This is a genomic window from Limnohabitans sp., assembly GCF_031539105.1.
Classification (GTDB): domain Bacteria; phylum Pseudomonadota; class Gammaproteobacteria; order Burkholderiales; family Burkholderiaceae_C; genus Limnohabitans.
The window spans coordinates 13,615-30,473 of the sequence record NZ_JAVKLM010000034.1; the positions used below are offsets into that span (position 1 = coordinate 13,615).

Genomic DNA, 16,859 nt, shown 5'->3' on the forward strand with positions numbered 1-16,859 from the left:
GCGTTCGGTTTAGCGGCTGGCAGCAGAAGCTGCCGCACTGGCTGAGTTGGCGGACACGGATGCATCAGTGCCTGTTGCGCCGGATGCCCCTGAAGCTGCAGCCGACGCGGGGTTTGCAGGCCCGCGGCCAAGCTCAACCACACGCAAAGGCGAGCCATCTTTTTGCAGGCGTTGCTGGCCGGCCACCACGATGGTATCGCCCTCTGCCAAGCCTTCGGTAATTTCCACTTGACCACCACGACGCATGCCCAACCTCACCTCGACACGCTGAGACACCAGTTTGGTGTCAGGCGGCAAAGCGGGTGCGCTGGCTGCGGCACTGGCCGAACTGGCGGCAGGTACAGGCAAGTCACTTGGAGGCACAGCTTTGATGACAAATTGTTTGCCGCCCTGCGGCACGATGGCCTCTTCAGGCACCACCAAGGCATTGGGCTTGACGGCAAACACGGCCGTCACACGCGCAAACATGCCTGGGCGCAAAGGGCCGTGTTGATCACCACCCGCACTGGTGCGCGTGCGGTCAAAGGTGTTGGTGGGGCAACCCAAGCTTTGAGGCGAAGGCAATGCCACGCCCCGGTTGTTGGGTGCTGACGTCTCAGACACCGACGACTTGGCAGGTGCTGGTGCAGCAGCACCTTGGCCTTGACTCTTACCACCCGCCGCAGCCACAGGTTCGCCCGCCGTATTGGCCAATACCGCACGTACACCAATAGAACGGCCATTGGCATCAATCAGCGGATCTACCGCTTCCACTTTGGCTTTGAACAAACGACCACTGAAGGCATCGAGCTTGACTTCGATCGTTTGACCGGGTGCTACCTTGATTTGGTAGCGCTCGGGCAAGCGGTAGTCCACATACAAGCTGCCAATGTTTTCTAGGTTGATCAGGTCTGCACCATCTTTCACGTAGTCACCCACGTTCACACTGCGAATACCCACCACACCGTTGAAAGGGGCAATCAAACGCATGCGGTCCAAACGGGCACATGACAAACCCAACTGCGCATCGGCCACTTGTAAGGCTGCTGCGCTTTCGTCTAAGGAGCGTTGGGCGATGAAGTTTTGGGCCACCAGCTCTTGATTACGTTTGTGGTTGGCGCGGGCAATTGACATTTGAGCCAGCGACTGCTGCACCTCTGCGCGCTGCAGGGTGTCGTCCATTTGCACCAGCACTTGGCCAGCACGTACACGCGCACCATCGGCAAAACCAAGTGACAACACACGGCCCGCCACTTCGGGGCGCAGCATCACGTTTTGCGACGAGCGCAAACTGCCCACAGCCTCGGCGTCGTCTCGCAAGGTTTGCTTTTTGACTTGGGTGATCTCCACGCCCACCGCACGCGCACCCGTTGGAGCACCTGCGTCCGACTTGGGCATTTGCAGCCACCAAGCCAAGGTCGAGGCACCCACAATGCCCACGACTGCCACAACGGAATACATCTTTTTGGAGGCCATGAATGAGATTCTTTTAAGTTGCATTTAAACCAACCTTGCAATGTACCAGCGGCTGGGCTGAAAACCGTCTGATTTACCTTGGCTTCACACAAGCTGTCACTTAGTAGACAAAACCAAGTCAACACCTCGGTTAGCCAAGCCATCGGCGCGCTCATTGTCCACGTGGCCGGCATGGCCTTTGACCCAATGCCACACGATGTCATGGTCACCTTGGTGGGTCAGTGCATCGAGCTGCTGCCACAGGTCGGCGTTCTTCACGGGCTGCTTGGCCGCAGTGCGCCAACCCCGAGCTTTCCAGCCATGGATCCACTCGGTGATGCCTTTGCGCACGTATTCGCTGTCCAAATACAAAGCCACCACACACGGGCGCTTCAGGGCACGCAACGCCTCGATCACGGCCAGCAGCTCCATGCGGTTGTTGGTGGTGCCCAGCTCACCGCCAAACAACTCTTTTTCTTGGCCCGAGGGCGAGCGCAGCAATACACCCCAGCCGCCTGGGCCTGGGTTGCCCTTGCAAGCACCGTCTGTGTAAATTTCTACCGTGTTCATTCCATTCCTTTTGATGCGGTGTTGGATGCCGTGGTCGCCACCACCGCCGAACGCGGCACCGTTTTTTTCCATGCAGGCGACATCAACCGCATGCCTTGCACGCGCTTGACCGCCACCATGCCATACACCGCGCCCAAGATGGGCCACCAGCGCACGCCGGCCTCGTCCATCCAATCCAAGCGCCTTAGCCAGCGCTGTGTTTTCACATCTGGCCGGTAGCAGCCAAAGCTGGTCGACTCCACCTCAAAGCTCAGCAGTTGCAACCAGTCGCGCAAGCGGCGTTGACCAATGAAGTCGCCCACCTGCGAAAAACTGCGCTTGCAGCTTTTACTCACACCCCACAGGCTGTTGGGGTTGAAGCCGCAAATCACCACACGCCCCTCGGGCACCAACACGCGCTCCACCTCTCGCAAGGTGGCGTGCGGGTCGTAGCTCAGCTCTAGCGTGTGGGGCAACACCAGCAAGTCCAAGCTGGCGCTGGGGAAAGGCAAAGCCTCGTAATTGGTCAGCACCACCTCGCGGCCCAAGGGCCATGGCTCGGGATGGGCGTCACAGCCCAACCAACGGTGCGGCATGCGGTTGGCTTGCAAAGCGTCGAGCGCGGGAAATCCCAGTTGCAAGGCATGAAAGCCAAACACATCGGCCACTGCGCGGTCTAAATAGGTTTGCTCCCACGCGCACAAATACTGGCCTGCGGGGGACGCCAGCCAGTCAGGCAAACTATCGTTTTTTAAAGGTGTGGATGACATGAAACTGATTGCACTGCCCGCGTTCTCTGACAACTATCTGTGGTTGTGGCAACAAGGCCAATTGGCCGTAGCGGTCGACCCCGGTGACGCTGCGCCTGTGTTGCAATCGCTAGCCAAAGAAGGTCTGAAACTTGCCGCGATTCTAGTCACCCACCACCACGCCGACCATGTGGGTGGCGTGCGCGAATTGCACCTCGCCACGGGCGCACAAGTGTTTGGTCCTGCGCGCGAAGATGTGCCAGCACCCTTTACGCCCGTCATGCAGGGTGACACGCTTGAGCTACTGGGCCAAAGCGTACAGGTGCTAGACGTGCCAGGCCACACGGCGGGCCATGTGGCTTACTTTTTACCCAACGCTGCACCCAGCCCCGTGCTGTTTTGCGGCGACACTTTATTTTCAGGCGGCTGCGGGCGTATTTTTGAAGGCACGCCGGCGCAAATGCTGGCCTCGCTCGACAGCCTGGCAGCACTTCCCGCCTCCACGCAGATTTGCTGCGCCCACGAGTACACTGTGTCCAACTTGCGATTCGCGCTCGCCGTAGAACCCAGCAACACCGACTTGCAAACCTATATGGCGCAGTGCCAACAGCTCAGAGCAGAGGGTTTGCCCACCCTCCCGGCCCAGCTGGGTAGCGAATTGCAAATCAACCCGTTTTTACGGGCTCGACACCCCCGTGTGCGACACGCTGTTGCACAACACGCTGGACTCTCAGCGCTCGAACAAACCAACGACGTGGCTGTGTTTGCCGCCCTTCGTGAATGGAAGAACGATTTCAGATGAGATTTCTACTCACCGTATTTAGCCTCAGCCTTGCCTTGCTCACCGGTTGCGCCAATTTGGCCGAACCTCCTCAGGCGACAAACCAAACCGAGTTAAGCCCTATCGCCAAAGGCAGCGCCAAACGCGACAGCGTGGCCAAGCTCGACTTACCCAACGACTTGTGGGAACGCATCCGCAAGGGCTACAAAATGCCAGACCTAGAAGGCGACTTGGCCAATGACCGTACCCTGTGGTACGCCTCCAAACCCGATTATTTGAGTCGCATGACTGAGCGCTCAAACAAATACCTGTATCACATCGTTGAAGAACTCGAAGCTCGCAACATGCCCACCGAGTTGGCATTGCTGCCCTTCATTGAAAGTGCTTTCAATCCGCAAGCTGTGTCTAGCGCTCGCGCCAGTGGGATGTGGCAGTTCATGCCCAAGACAGGCAAGAGCTTTGACCTAAAACAAAACGCTTTCCGCGACGACCGCCGTGACGTGCAAGCCTCCACACGCGCCGCACTCGACTACCTAGAACGCCTGCACAAAATGTTTGGTGACTGGCACTTGGCCTTGGCCGCCTACAACTGGGGCGAAGGCAATGTAGGCAAAGCAATTGCCCGCAACAAACGTGCAGGCCAACCCACGGGCTACACCGACCTGAACATGCCGATGGAAACACGCATGTACGTGCCCAAATTACAGGCCATGAAAAACATCGTGGGCAACCCACCCCAATTCAGCGTGGTGCTCCCCAGCATTCCCAACCACCCCTACTTTCAAAGCGTGCCCTTGCCACGCGACATGGACGTCAGCGTGGCTGCCAAGTTAGCCGAAATCTCTGAACAAGACTTCAAAGCCCTCAACCCATCCGCCCACCGCCCCGTGCTGCTGGCGGCTGGCTCACCCAAAATTTTGCTGCCATGGGACAACGCCGAAGTGTTCCAACGCAACTACGAAGCCTCCACCTTGGGCCGAATGGCCACATGGACCGCTTGGATTGCGCCCACCACCATGAAAGTGACAGATGCGGCCAAGCGCGTGAACATGAACGAGGCCGACTTTCGCGCCATCAACAACATCCCGCCGCGCATGCTCATCAAAGCAGGCTCTGCACTGCTGGTGCCCCGCAGTGCAGGCATCTTGGGTGACGTGACGGCACAAGTGGCTGACAACGGCCACTTAGATTTATCGCCTGAAGCCGTGGCCAAACGCAAAGCGGCGGCCAAAGGTAGCAAAAACGCCAAGGGCACTAAATTAGCATCCGCCAAAGACAGCAAGGGCTCTGGCAAACAGCAAGCGGCAGCCAAGGGCGATAAAAAAGGCGACACCAAGGTCGCCAAGAAATAAAGCGGCGCAGCTAGAAATATGCGGCGTATAGCGGAAGGCTCTGCGCTTTCCGCCTTTTATGCGTCTCGCCTGTCCACCAACGCGTGGGCAATGGTGCCCAAATCCACGTATTCCAGCTCACTACCCACAGGCACGCCACGGGCTAGACGCGTCACTTGCACACCGCGCTTCTTCAGAGCCTCGCCCAGCACATGCGCCGTGGCTTCGCCCTCAGCAGTGAAGTTGGTGGCCAAAATGACTTCTTTCACCACGCCGTCGCTGGCACGTTCGATGAGTTTTTGAAGGCCTATGTCTTTGGGGCCAAAACCATCCAAGGGACTGATACGGCCCATCAACACAAAGTACTGCCCCTTGTAAGCAGCGGTTCGCTCGACCGCTGATTGATCGGCAGGCGTTTCCACCACACACAAGCGGGTGGTGTCGCGCCCATCGTCCAAACAGGTGTCGCACACGGGCTGAGTGGTGAAGGTATGGCAGCTTTCACAGTGCTGCACTTGGCTTGCGGCTTGGTGCAAAGCTTGAGAAATCATCTCCGCCCCCTCGCGGTCGTGCTGCAGCAAGTGGTACGCCATGCGCGAGGCCGATTTCACCCCCACGCCGGGCAAACGGCGCAGGGCCTGAATCAGGCCTTCGAGCACGGACGTGTCGCTCATTTAGAACGGCAGCTTCAAGCCAGGCGGCAAGCCAGCGGTGAGCTTGCTCATCTTGGCTTCGCTGGTCTCAGCGGCTTTGCGCACCGCATCGTTGAAGGCGGCAGCCACCAAGTCTTCGAGCATGTCTTTGTCGTCCGCCAACAGACTTGGGTCGATGGTGATGCGTTTGACGTCGTGCTTGCAGGTCATCAAAACCTTGACCAAACCAGCGCCAGATTCGCCAGTCACTTCGACGAACGCCAATTCATCTTGTGCCTTTTTCAAATTCTCTTGCATGGCTTGGGCTTGCTTCATCAGGCCCGAGAGTTGTCCTTTGTTGAACATGATTTTTCCCTTTTACAAACTAAAAATTAAACGCTCTGATTTACAGCGGCTTGATGCTGCCCGGCACGATTTTGGCGCCATAGTCACGCATCAAACTTTGAACATACACATCGTTGAGGATGATGGCTTCAGCCCCTGCTTGGCGCTGAGCCGCAGCAGCGGCATTGCGTTTGGCGGGGCTGTCTTGCACGCGGCCCACTTCAACGACTAGACGCACGGGGTAGCCCGCAGCCTCGAGTGCTTTTTGCAAACGCTCACGGCTGGTGGTGCTGTTGAGCGATTCGCGCTCCACGCGCAGCATCCAGGTATCGGTATCACGCGCCACTAACTGAGATTGCAAACCCAGCTCGCGCACCAAGGCGTTGATGGTTTCGGCTGCCGACATGTCCATCACCAGCTTGTGCCAGAACTCACCCTCGGGCGTGGCCACGATCTGCGGCACTTCGGTAGTGGGTATTTGCGGCTCCAGCACAGCGCTGGGTTCGGCTTGTTGGCGTACGGGCATAGCCACCACGGCGGCGTCTGAATCGTGGTCATAGCTTGAGCTATCGCTGCAATTGGGGTCGTGGCTGGGATCGTCTTCCCAAGGCGCCACTTCGCGCGGCTGCATGTCGCGCACAGGCAAAGCTTGTACGGGGGTTGACGGCGCTTGAGCCACCAGATGAGCAACCGGTACAGGCGCTAAAACAGCGGGTTGCGGATTAATTAGAGTTTTTTTTTCAGCCGAGGCCGAAGCAGCATTTGAAGTCTGTGGCTTAAACGCCAGCAAACGCAGCAGCACCATCGTGAGTGCGGCGTATTCATCAGGCGCTAGCCCCAGCTCTTGCCGGCCATGCAAGCAAATGCTGTACAACAATTGAGTTTCATCGGGTGGCATCACGCCAGCTAAACGCACCATCTCGGCAGCTTCAGGGTCGGCAGCATCACCCTCGCCCATGTCAGGCACCGCTTGCAACACAGCCATGCGCTGCAACACCATCGACATGTCTTCGAGTGTGGCGGCAGCGCTCAAGCCATGCACACGAAGGGCTTCAGAGGTTTCGACCACGGATTTGCCGTTGCCATGCGCCAAAGCTTCGATCAGGCGGAACACATGCGAGCGGTCGGCACTACCCAGCATTTGACGCACAGCAGCTTCTTGCAATTGGCCACCGCCGTAGGCAATAGCTTGGTCCGTCAAGCTCAAGGCATCGCGCATGGAGCCACGTGCGGCACGGGCTAACAGGCGCAAGGCTTGTGGCTCAGAGGCAATGTTTTCTTGGCCCAGCACATGACCCAAGTGCTCCAGCACGGTTTCAGGGGCCATCGGGCGCAGGTTGAACTGCAAGCAACGCGACAACACCGTAACCGGCACTTTTTGTGGGTCTGTGGTGGCGAGCACAAATTTCAAATACTCAGGCGGCTCCTCAAGCGTCTTCAACATCGCGTTGAACGCGGTGTTGGTGAGCATGTGCACCTCGTCAATCATGAAGACTTTGAAGCGGCCTTGCACAGGCTTGTAAACAGCTTGCTCTAGCAAGCTTTGCACTTCGTCGACGCCACGGTTAGAAGCAGCATCCAACTCGGTGTAGTCCACAAAGCGGCCAGCATCAATGTCAGTACAGGCTTGGCAAACGCCACAGGGGTTGGCGGTAATGCCACCCGTGCCGTCCACACCTTGGCAGTTGAGCGACTTGGCCAGCACGCGCGACACCGTGGTTTTACCCACACCGCGGGTGCCGGTGAATAAGTACGCGTGGTGCAAACGCTGGGTCGTCAGTGCATTGGTCAGCGCCTGCACGACGTGCTCTTGCCCCACCATCTCCGTGAAGGTTTTGGGGCGATATTTGCGGGCAAGCACGAGGTACGACATAAGCCAAGCATTCTATGTGACCTACAATAGACCTCGACGGGCCTCCTTACATGGTGAAGCGGCCAACCGGGTCAGGTGGGGAACCAAGCAGCCCTAACTGTGGAGCCAGTGCTAAGGGCCAGGCCCGTCACCTTTATTTTTTTTCTTTATCTGCTAAAGAAACCCTCAACCCAAGCCGATAAGGGTGTGATGGCCGAAGACACGACTACAGCACTACAAGACCCAACGAGCACCACCGATGTGCCCGAAGGTGCTGTTGCGCTTACTGAAACCGTGGCTACAAGCGAATCTCAAGTGGCGGCAGCTCAGCCTGCTGCCCAAGAAGCTTCAGCTGCACCCAGTGATCCTGAAGCGCCCCAAGAGCCCGACGCCATTCAGCCCTTCATCGACAAGGCGTTTGAAACCATTCAGCATGAAGTCGAGGCCCTAGAGCTGGGCAAGTTCTTACGAGCCCACATCAAAACTTTCCGCGAAGAGTGGGATGCGCTGTCTGACACTGCCAAAGACGCCTACGTGCACATGATGACGTCGCAGCTGGTGCAGCGCAAAGCAGCGGCAACGCGCATCAAAATTTATGATGAATTCAAACTGCCTGTGCCGTCAGCACAAACCACCTTGTTTGAATCCATCAAACAAACTCAAATCAAACCCAAAAAGCGCCAACCCGTGCTGTTGATGCCGCCTAATTTGCGGCCTACTTATTCCCTGAAGAAGTAGTTTTGGCTTTTAAGTAATCGGCCAAGCCGGCGTTGTTCAAACGCACGCCGCTGCTGCCACTGTCTTTGGCCACCGCGCCACGAATTTGCTTGATCAACAAACCTTTCACATCGCCTTGCATGGCTTGCGTGCGCAACGCTACGTAGCGCACTTGCGCTTTGGCCGTGTCCATCTTTGATTCGGTCATGGCTTGCAGCCACAGACCATCGTCACGTTTGCCAGCCTCAAGCTCGCGCAACACCAAAGCGCGAACCATGTTGGAAGATGAGTCAGACATCAATGGGCTCCAAACAAGATTAATCGTTGGTGGCGGCGTTCATTGCCTCGACCATGCCTTGCAGCAAGGTTTCTGCCTCGTGCGCACCCGACAAACCCACTTGGCGATTGAAGATAAAAAATGGCACACCCGAGATACCCATTTCACGAGCCGCCTTGTCGCTGTCAATGGTTTGGCTGTGCAGGTCGGAGTTTTGTAGATGCGCTTCAGCCACTGCGCGGTCCATGCCCGCCGACTCAGCGATGTCCATCAGCACCGAGGCTTCGGTGAGATCGCGGCCTTCGAGAAAATACGCTTTGAACAAAGCCTCCACCATCACGTCTTGCGGCATGCCAGGCTCGGACACCGCAATCAGGCTGTGCGCCACCACGGTGTTGGGTTGGCGGACGATTTTGTCAAATGCAAATGAAATACCCACTTCTTTACCAACTGTCGCGATGTGCTCATATTTGGCAATGCCTGCGGCGCCAAATTTATTGAACACGTAGTCAGCGCGAGGCATCCCTTCGGGCGATAGATCGGGGTTGAGCTGAAAGGTGTGCCAGCGCACTTCGGGGTCTACATCGGGGTACTGAATTGACAAAAGTGCCAAAGCGCGTTCTAAGCGACGTTTACCGATGTAGCACCAAGGGCAAACAACATCCGACACAACATCAATGGTGAGAGTTTTCATGGGGGTACTTGCTTTCTGCCACAATGCCCCAACTGTAGCTCTATCGCCAATTGAAAGAGGAAATAAAACCATGGCCAGCGATTTGATCAAACACATCACCGACTCCACCTTTGAAGCAGACGTTTTGCAAGCGGACAAGCCCGTGTTGGTGGACTATTGGGCCGAATGGTGTGGCCCCTGCAAAATGATTGCCCCCATCTTGGACGAAGTGGCTACCGCTTACGAAGGCAAGCTGCAAATTGCCAAGATGAACGTGGACGAAAACCGCGACATTCCCGGCAAGCTCGGCATCCGTGGCATCCCCACCCTGATGGTGTTCAAAGGCGGCCAACTGGCAGCCACCAAAGTAGGCGCCATGAGCAAAGCCCAATTGACAGCCTTCATTGACCAACAGTTGGCGTAATTCATTGGCCTAACAAATTGGACTGATCAATCAGTCCAACTGACAATTTACAAAGCCCACAGATCTTTTGATTTGTGGGCTTTTTTCCTGCCATAATTCGTTTCGAATTCACCTTGCGGCCCATGAGGCCACTCGGCTCCCCATCAGGGCATGAATTCCGGTCCAGAGGTATTTCTCTCCTCGCTCCGACCTCCCCACCCCAATTTTTTTAACGAACTCCCTACTGGAGTCCCAAGATGCATCTGAACGAACTCAAGGCACTGCACGTGTCTGAAGTGCTGAAACAAGCCGAAGAACTCGAAATCGAAAACACAGGCCGCATGCGTAAGCAAGAGCTGATGTTTGCCATCATCAAAAAGCGCGCCCGCGCTGGCGAACAAGTGTTTGCCGACGGCGTGCTCGAAATCTTGCCCGACGGCTTTGGCTTCTTGCGCAGCCCCGACACCAGCTACACCGCTTCGACAGACGACATCTACATCAGCCCCAGCCAAGTGCGTCGCTTTAACCTGCACACCGGCGACATGATTGAAGGCGAAGTGCGCATTCCCAAAGATGGCGAACGCTACTTTGCGTTGACCAAGCTCGACAAGGTCAACGACGACCTGCCTGAGAACAACAAGCACAAGGTCATGTTCGAAAACTTGACCCCGCTGTTCCCCCGCGAACAGATGAAACTCGAGCGCGAAATCAAGGGTGAAGAAAACATCACCGGCCGCATCATCGACATCATTGCGCCCATCGGCAAAGGCCAACGCGCCTTGGTGGTTGCCCCGCCCAAGAGCGGCAAGACCGTGATGATGCAGCACATCGCTCACGCCATCGCCGCCAACTACCCCGACGCCCACATGATGGTGTTGTTGGTGGACGAGCGCCCAGAGGAAGTGACAGAAATGCAGCGCTCGGTGAAAGCCGAAGTGATTGCCTCCACCTTTGACGAACCCGCCGCACGCCACGTGCACGTGGCCGAAATGGTGATTGAACGCGCCAAGCGTTTGGTGGAACTGAAAAAAGATGTGGTCATCTTGCTCGACTCCATCACCCGCCTCGCCCGCGCTTACAACAACGTGGTGCCCTCATCAGGCAAAGTGTTGTCAGGTGGTGTGGACTCCAACGCCTTGCAACGCCCCAAGCGCTTCTTTGGCGCGGCCCGCAAAGTGGAAGAAGGTGGCTCACTGACCATCATCGCCACTGCTTTGATTGACACCGGCAGCCGCATGGACGAAGTGATCTTTGAAGAATTCAAAGGCACGGGTAACTGCGAAATTCACCTCGACCGCCGCTTGTATGAAAAGCGCGTGTTCCCAGCCATTCAACTCAACCGCAGTGGTACACGCCGCGAAGAGCTGCTGCTGCCACCTGAGATCTTGTCAAAGACCCGCATCCTGCGCCAGTTCATGTACAACATGGACGAGATCGAATCCATGGAAATGGTGTTGAAGAGCATGAAGGCGACCAAGTCGAACGTCGAGTTCTTCGACATGATGCGTAGAGGCGGTTAATTCGCTTTCGCTACCGCACGATTAATTCGGGACCAAAAACTCCCGACTGATGCTCGCTCCAATTTCATTCACGCGGTCCAAGAACTGCGTGAGGTAGGCATGCAGTCCATTGGCCAAAATTTCGTCAATGCGGCTGAACTCCATTTCGGCGCACAGCTTGCCCGCACGGCGATAGCTTTCTAACGAGCGGTCGTCCGACACCATCGAGATGTTGTTGACCACTTCGTTCAAGCACGCATGTAGGGAGCGCGGCATGTCGGCGCGCAGAATCAACAGCTCTGCCACGCGCTCGGGGTGAATCACATCGCGGTAGACCTTGCGGTAAATCTCAAAGCCCGACACGCTGCGCAAAATCGCGCTCCAGTGGTAGAAGTCGTGTTGCTCGGTTTTCTCGCTACCATCGGCAAAGAGGTCGCCATGCACAGCATGAAACTTCACATCCACCAAACGAGCGGTGTTGTCGGCGCGTTCCAGGAACGTACCCAAGCGCATGAAGTGCAAGGCCTCGTCCATCAACATGGTGCCCACGGTCACGCCGCGTGAGAGGTGCGAGCGGAATTTGACCCACTCAAAAAACTCACCGGGGTCGCTCTCAAGCAAACCACTTTTCAAAATGCGGTTGAGCTCCAGCCACGTTTGGTTTTGCGTTTCCCACACTTCGGTGGTCAGGCTGCCACGCACAGCACGCGCGTTTTCACGCGCAGCGCGCAGGCACGAGATGATGGACGACGGGTTGTTCTCATCCTTCACCATGAACTCCATCACACGCAAGGGCGTGATGTCGCCATGACGGGCTTGATAAGCGGGCAACAACTCGCTGATCGACAACAAGCCTTCCCATCCCAACTGCGTCACTTCAGCAGACTGGGGCAGCAACGACGTTTGATAATTCACATCCAACAGGCGCGCGGTGTTCTCGGCCCGCTCAGTGTAGCGGGACATCCAAAACAGGTGGTCAGCAGTACGGCTCAGCATTGTTAAACCTCAAGAATCCATGTGTCTTTGGTGCCGCCGCCTTGGGACGAATTCACCACCAGTGAGCCTTCTTTCAGCGCCACGCGGGTCAAGCCGCCGGGCACCATTTGCACGGTCTTGCCGCTCAACACGAAGGGGCGCAAATCGATGTGGCGCGGCGCGATGCCACTCTCCACATACGTGGGGCAGCTCGACAAGCTCAGCGTCGGTTGCGAGATATAGCCATCGGGTTTGGCCAGCAACACTTGGCGGAACTCTTCAATCTCAGCCTTGGTCGCTGCAGGCCCGACCAACATGCCGTAGCCACCTGCGCCATGCACCTCTTTCACCACGAGCTTGTCGAGGTTGGCCAGCGTGTAGGCCAAGTCGTCTTTCTTGCGGCATTGGAACGTGGGCACGTTGTTGAGGATGGGCTTCTCACCCAAATAAAACTCGATCATTTGCGGCACATATGGGTAAATAGACTTGTCGTCGGCAATGCCCGTGCCTACCGCGTTGCAAATGTTCACATGGCCCGCGCGGTAAGCGTCCATCAAACCGGCGCAGCCAAGTGTGGAGGTTGCGCGAAACACGCTGGGGTCTAAAAAGTCATCGTCTACGCGGCGATAAATCACGTCCACGCGCTTGGGGCCGCGTGTGGTGCGCATGTAAACGAAGTCGTCTTTCACAAATAGGTCTTGGCCTTCAACCAACTCCACACCCATTTGCTGCGCCAAGAAGGCATGCTCAAAATAAGCGCTGTTGTACATGCCGGGCGTCAGAACCACCACAGTAGGGTCGTCGGTGGTGGATGGGCTGCTGGCACGCAAGGTTTCAAGCAACAAGTCGGGGTAATGCGCGACAGGCGCCACGCGGTGTTGGCTGAACAACTCGGGAAAGAGTCGCATCATCATCTTGCGATCTTCCAGCATGTAGCTCACGCCGCTGGGCACGCGCAAGTTGTCTTCGAGCACGTAGTACTCGCCATTGCCTTGGGCGTCTGGTGCACGCACGATGTCGATGCCGCTGATTTGCGAATACACCTTGTGCGGCACATCCACGCCATGCATCTGGGGGCGGTACTGCGCATTGTTCAAAATTTGCTCACTCGGAATGAGGCCAGCTTTGAGAATGTTTTGCGCGTGGTACACGTCGTGAATGAACATGTTCAAGGCATTGACGCGTTGCACCAAACCCTGCTGCATGCTGGTCCACTCGTGAGCAGGAATGATGCGGGGAATCAAATCAAACGGAATCAGGCGCTCAGTGCCTGCGCCGTCTTCATCCTTGTCGCCGTACACCGCAAAGGTGATGCCGACGCGACGAAAAATCATCTCGGCCTCTTCGCGCCTGTCGCGCATGGTCTGAGGGTCTTGGCGCTTGAGCCAGTCCAAGTAGTTCCGGTAGTGGGGGCGCACCGCGCTGTCCACAAATGGCAGCTGGGCATACATCTCATCAAACTTGTGCATCTTTGGAACTCCTGGCATTTGTTACGCAAATTGAGTGCCAACCCTCAGAATACGTGTTGCCAGTATCGTTGTCTTAGATTTCGCTCACATTGCACCAAGTTGGGTTGCTCACTGCGCCAGGTCGATGCACCACAACGAGGCGTCTGCACCACAAGCACCCCCAAATCGCTGTAACGCCGCAAAACATCAGGCCTGGGATGGCCAAAGCGATTGCGGTAGCCGGCTTGCACGATGGCGACGCTGGGATCAACGGCTTCTAAAAAAGCTGACGTGGACGATGTGGCACTGCCGTGATGCGGCACCAGCAGCCAATCGGCTTGGAGGGTTTGGCCGCTTTGCAGCAGGTCATGCTCTTGGGCGGCTTCGATGTCGCCAGCGAGTAAGGCCGACGCGTGTGTGCGGTTGGTCTGCCAATGTGAAGCCGACACGCGCAGCACACAGCTCAGCGCATTCGGTTTGAGCTTGCGTTCGTAGTCCGCCGCTCTCGGATGCAGCACCTCAAAGTGCACACCATCCCAAACCCACGACTGCCCGCGTTCGCAGCGCTGCATGTGGCCTAACTGTCGCAACGGATGCTCAGGCGCAATCGACGTCAACACATCCGCTTGGGGCTGCATGGCCATCACCGAAGGTGCGCCGCCGCTGTGGTCGCTGTCTTGGTGGCTGATGACGATGCGGTCCAGCCGCTCGCCCCACGCGCGCAGCAGCGGCACCAACACGCGCTGGCCCGCATCGGTCTCAGCCGAGTAGCGCGGACCCGTGTCGTACAACAAGCTGTGCGTGGCTGTGCGCAGCAACACGGCATGGCCCTGCCCCATGTCAGCCGCCACCAACTCAAACGCTCCGTACGCGGGGCGCGGTGTTTGCCAGCTGAGCACGGGCAACACCAAAGCCACGCCAAACAACCCCAGCCAGATCGGCAAACGCATGGCCCACAGGCCCATGCCGGCCAACGCGGCAGCACCCGCCCACAAGGGTGCAGCGGGCGCCGACCATTGCGCCCACGACACACCCGCCCCCACTTTGAGCAGCCAAACCGACAGTTGCAACGCCTCAGCCGCCAAGCTCCACGCCAACGGCAACACCAACCCCACCATGCACAGCGGCGTGACCACCAAGGTCACCCATGGCACAGCCAGCAAATTGGCGAACAAACCGACCACCGACACTTGGTGAAACAGCAGCAAGGTCAGCGGGGCCAAGCACACGCTCATCAGCCACTGCTCGCGGCACATGCGTTGGACTGCGCCCCAGACTGAGGCAGCGCCTTCTTGCGAGCCCGATGCAAACAACACGCCCACCGCCACAAAGCTCAACCAAAACCCAGCTTGCATCAGCGCCCACGGGTCTAGCGCCAGCACCACCGCGCACACGCTCAACCACACCTGCATCAAGGGCCAGCGCAAGCCATACACCCGCAGCAACGTCACCACACCCAGCATCCACACGGTGCGCTGCGCAGGCACGCCCCAGCCTGTGAACACGGCATACGCCAAGGCCACCAGTGCGGCAGACGCGCTGGCGGCGACGGGTGCGGGCAAGCACAAGCTCCACGGTTTGCGAGGCGACCACACATCACTGCGCCGCCACAACCCACCCACGCACAAAGCGGCCAGCCACGCCAGACCTGTGATGTGCAAACCCGAAATGGCCATGAGGTGCGCCACACCCGTGGCGCGAAACACATCCCAATCGGTGCGCTCAATCGCCGCTTGATCGCCCACCAACAAGGCCGCCACAATGCCTGCCATGGCACGGTCAGCCACCTGCGCGTCGATGGCGCTGCGCACCCGCTGACGCAGTCGCTCTATGGGATGCGCCCATGTGCTGCCTAGCCACTGCGGCGGCGCGTCTTTGGCGCCATTGCGCACATAGCCCGTGGCTTGCAAGCCCTGCTCCCACAGCCACAACTCGTAATCAAAACCGTGTGGGTTGATGTGGCCATGTGGCGCTTTGAGGCGCACGGCCAATTGCCAACGGTCACCTGGGCGCAAATCGGCGGGCGGTGCTTGAACCTGATCGTCGCTGCCACCTTGCCCGCCATACCCTTTCAGGCGGTTGCCATACCAACCCAGCAACACATGCGGCGGCAGCTGCACCTGCGTGCCGTCCATCTCCCGGGCAGACTCCACCTCTAAGCGAAACCGCGCACTGTCCTCGGTGCGCTGCGGCAAGTTGGCAACGATGCCCACCACCTGTAAAGTGCGGCCTTCAAGCGCGGGGTTTAAAGCGGTTTGCAAAAACTGGCAGGCTCTAGCGCCAGCGAGGGAGAACGCCAAAGTTCCGGCCAGGGCAAACCAAACAAAAGCTTGCCACCAAGCGCCAGCCGATACACGCGAGAAGAAAGCTGAGGCACTGCGGGCAAACGCAAAGCGGCTAAGTATGAAGCGAGCAGCGGCATACACCAGTAAAAGCGCCACAGCACCCAAGCACCAATACATGTCAGCAGCCCACAGCTTGGCCTGCTGCAACTGCAACGCCGTGCCCGCAATCCAGCCTAGGGCAAATGGTGTGATGACAGAAAACATGGCCGCATGTTCGGCGCAATGCAGCCTTGCAGGGGCAATGCCCACTCACAAGTTAAAAAGCCGCGTCCATCTCTGGCGCGGCTGGATGCGTGGCAAGTCAAGGATTAGCCCGAAGCCGCCTTAGACCCGCACACTTCTTTCTTCAAAGCTGCCATGTAGGTGTTGGGGCGAATCGGGTATTCGCGCGGGCGCCACTCGTGCACATCGTCTGACGACACTTCTTTGCCCTTGCCCATTTGCTTGTCAAAGTAGCTCACCGACAAGCGCACCACAGTGTCGTTCTTGCAGTACATGCGCACACGCAACATCATCGACTTGTAGTTTTCGCCCGTGGGTGTTTTGTCGCCCTTGGGCAAATCGGTCAGCACCCATGCGTAGCGGGACACGTGCACGGGCATGACGGCTTCTTTGTCAAAGTAATACGTGGCTTCGTCTTCCTTCACCAATTCGCTCCATTCGGCCGAAGCTGGCGCAGCCCAGGCCAGCAGGCTGGCAAGCACGAAAGCAACAACAGTGAAATGACGTGAACGCATGGCGGGACTCAAAGATAGAACTGACTTGCCTAGGGTATCGGCGGTGGTGCAGAAAACTTGAGTCAACACACGCAGCCAAAAGCGCACCGCTTTGGCGCATAAGGCTTGGCGC

The 16,859-nt window shown here is 57.6% G+C and carries 17 protein-coding genes and 1 other RNA gene; 6 read left to right on the forward strand and 12 right to left on the reverse strand.

Annotated elements, in window-relative coordinates:
* Nucleotides 1-9: 9 nt before the first annotated feature.
* The 3 genes from RMR24_RS08785 to RMR24_RS08795 form a co-directional block, all read right to left on the reverse strand.
* The gene (locus RMR24_RS08785; RefSeq protein ID WP_310614701.1) at nt 10-1,455 is read right to left on the reverse strand and encodes an efflux RND transporter periplasmic adaptor subunit; all 1,446 of its coding nucleotides are present in this window, start codon (nt 1,453-1,455) and stop codon (nt 10-12) included.
* A 96-nt stretch (nt 1,456-1,551) separates the two neighbouring features.
* Nucleotides 1,552-2,004, reverse strand: a complete 453-nt coding sequence (rnhA, locus tag RMR24_RS08790; protein ID WP_310614702.1) for a ribonuclease HI — start codon at nt 2,002-2,004, stop codon at nt 1,552-1,554.
* On the reverse strand, nt 2,001-2,753 hold the full coding sequence (locus RMR24_RS08795; protein WP_310614703.1) for a methyltransferase domain-containing protein: 753 nt from the start codon (nt 2,751-2,753) through the stop codon (nt 2,001-2,003). Before RMR24_RS08795 ends, rnhA begins: the two co-directional genes overlap by 4 nt.
* Here RMR24_RS08795 and gloB point away from each other — a divergent pair.
* Nucleotides 2,752-3,534 (forward strand): hydroxyacylglutathione hydrolase, encoded by a 783-nt coding sequence (gene gloB, locus RMR24_RS08800; RefSeq protein ID WP_310614704.1) that lies wholly within the window; start codon nt 2,752-2,754, stop codon nt 3,532-3,534. The genes RMR24_RS08795 and gloB overlap by 2 nt on opposite strands.
* A complete protein-coding gene (locus tag RMR24_RS08805) occupies nt 3,531-4,865 on the forward strand; it encodes a transglycosylase SLT domain-containing protein (protein WP_310614705.1) in 1,335 nt (444 codons plus the stop codon). Before gloB ends, RMR24_RS08805 begins: the two co-directional genes overlap by 4 nt.
* 56 nt (nt 4,866-4,921) lie before the next feature.
* On the opposite strand, the gene recR is transcribed toward RMR24_RS08805, so the two are convergent.
* Genes recR through dnaX form a run of 3 tightly spaced genes read right to left on the reverse strand, consistent with a single transcriptional unit; the run spans nt 4,922 to nt 7,694 of the window.
* Nucleotides 4,922-5,518, reverse strand: coding sequence for a recombination mediator RecR (recR, locus tag RMR24_RS08810; protein WP_104797315.1), 597 nt, complete (start codon nt 5,516-5,518; stop codon nt 4,922-4,924).
* Nucleotides 5,519-5,842, reverse strand: coding sequence for a YbaB/EbfC family nucleoid-associated protein (locus RMR24_RS08815; RefSeq protein WP_310614706.1), 324 nt, complete (start codon nt 5,840-5,842; stop codon nt 5,519-5,521). It abuts the gene before it with no gap.
* Between the two features lie 40 nt (nt 5,843-5,882).
* Nucleotides 5,883-7,694, reverse strand: coding sequence for a DNA polymerase III subunit gamma/tau (dnaX, locus tag RMR24_RS08820; RefSeq protein WP_310614707.1), 1,812 nt, complete (start codon nt 7,692-7,694; stop codon nt 5,883-5,885).
* A 35-nt stretch (nt 7,695-7,729) separates the two neighbouring features.
* Here dnaX and ffs point away from each other — a divergent pair.
* Both ffs and RMR24_RS08830 read left to right on the forward strand, forming a co-directional pair.
* Nucleotides 7,730-7,826: signal recognition particle sRNA small type (gene ffs / locus RMR24_RS08825), an RNA gene on the forward strand.
* Nucleotides 7,827-7,883: 57 nt separating this feature from the next.
* A complete protein-coding gene (locus tag RMR24_RS08830; RefSeq protein WP_310614708.1) occupies nt 7,884-8,411 on the forward strand; it encodes a hypothetical protein in 528 nt (175 codons plus the stop codon).
* Here the strand turns inward: RMR24_RS08830 and RMR24_RS08835 are convergent.
* Entirely contained in the window at nt 8,389-8,688 is a 300-nt protein-coding gene (locus tag RMR24_RS08835; RefSeq protein WP_310614709.1) for a hypothetical protein, read from the reverse strand. The genes RMR24_RS08830 and RMR24_RS08835 overlap by 23 nt on opposite strands.
* A 19-nt stretch (nt 8,689-8,707) precedes the next feature.
* Complete coding sequence (locus RMR24_RS08840) at nt 8,708-9,361, reverse strand: DsbA family oxidoreductase (RefSeq protein ID WP_310614710.1); 654 nt, start codon at nt 9,359-9,361, stop codon at nt 8,708-8,710.
* Nucleotides 9,362-9,431: 70 nt separating this feature from the next.
* Between RMR24_RS08840 and trxA the strand changes: the two genes are divergently transcribed.
* Both trxA and rho read left to right on the forward strand, forming a co-directional pair.
* Entirely contained in the window at nt 9,432-9,764 is a 333-nt protein-coding gene (trxA, locus tag RMR24_RS08845; RefSeq protein ID WP_310614711.1) for a thioredoxin TrxA, read from the forward strand.
* 236 nt (nt 9,765-10,000) lie between these two features.
* A complete protein-coding gene (gene rho / locus RMR24_RS08850) occupies nt 10,001-11,263 on the forward strand; it encodes a transcription termination factor Rho (RefSeq protein ID WP_310614712.1) in 1,263 nt (420 codons plus the stop codon).
* Between the two features lie 21 nt (nt 11,264-11,284).
* Here the strand turns inward: rho and RMR24_RS08855 are convergent, their stop codons facing one another.
* The 4 genes from RMR24_RS08855 to RMR24_RS08870 form a co-directional block, all read right to left on the reverse strand.
* A complete protein-coding gene (locus RMR24_RS08855) occupies nt 11,285-12,238 on the reverse strand; it encodes an alpha-E domain-containing protein (RefSeq protein WP_310614713.1) in 954 nt (317 codons plus the stop codon).
* A 2-nt stretch (nt 12,239-12,240) separates the two neighbouring features.
* Entirely contained in the window at nt 12,241-13,686 is a 1,446-nt protein-coding gene (locus RMR24_RS08860) for a circularly permuted type 2 ATP-grasp protein (RefSeq protein WP_310614714.1), read from the reverse strand.
* A gap of 44 nt (nt 13,687-13,730) precedes the next feature.
* On the reverse strand, nt 13,731-16,214 hold the full coding sequence (locus tag RMR24_RS08865) for a DNA internalization-related competence protein ComEC/Rec2 (protein ID WP_310614715.1): 2,484 nt from the start codon (nt 16,212-16,214) through the stop codon (nt 13,731-13,733).
* A 104-nt stretch (nt 16,215-16,318) separates the two neighbouring features.
* The gene (locus RMR24_RS08870; protein ID WP_310614716.1) at nt 16,319-16,747 is read right to left on the reverse strand and encodes a surface-adhesin E family protein; all 429 of its coding nucleotides are present in this window, start codon (nt 16,745-16,747) and stop codon (nt 16,319-16,321) included.
* Between the last annotated feature and the right edge of the window lie 112 nt (nt 16,748-16,859).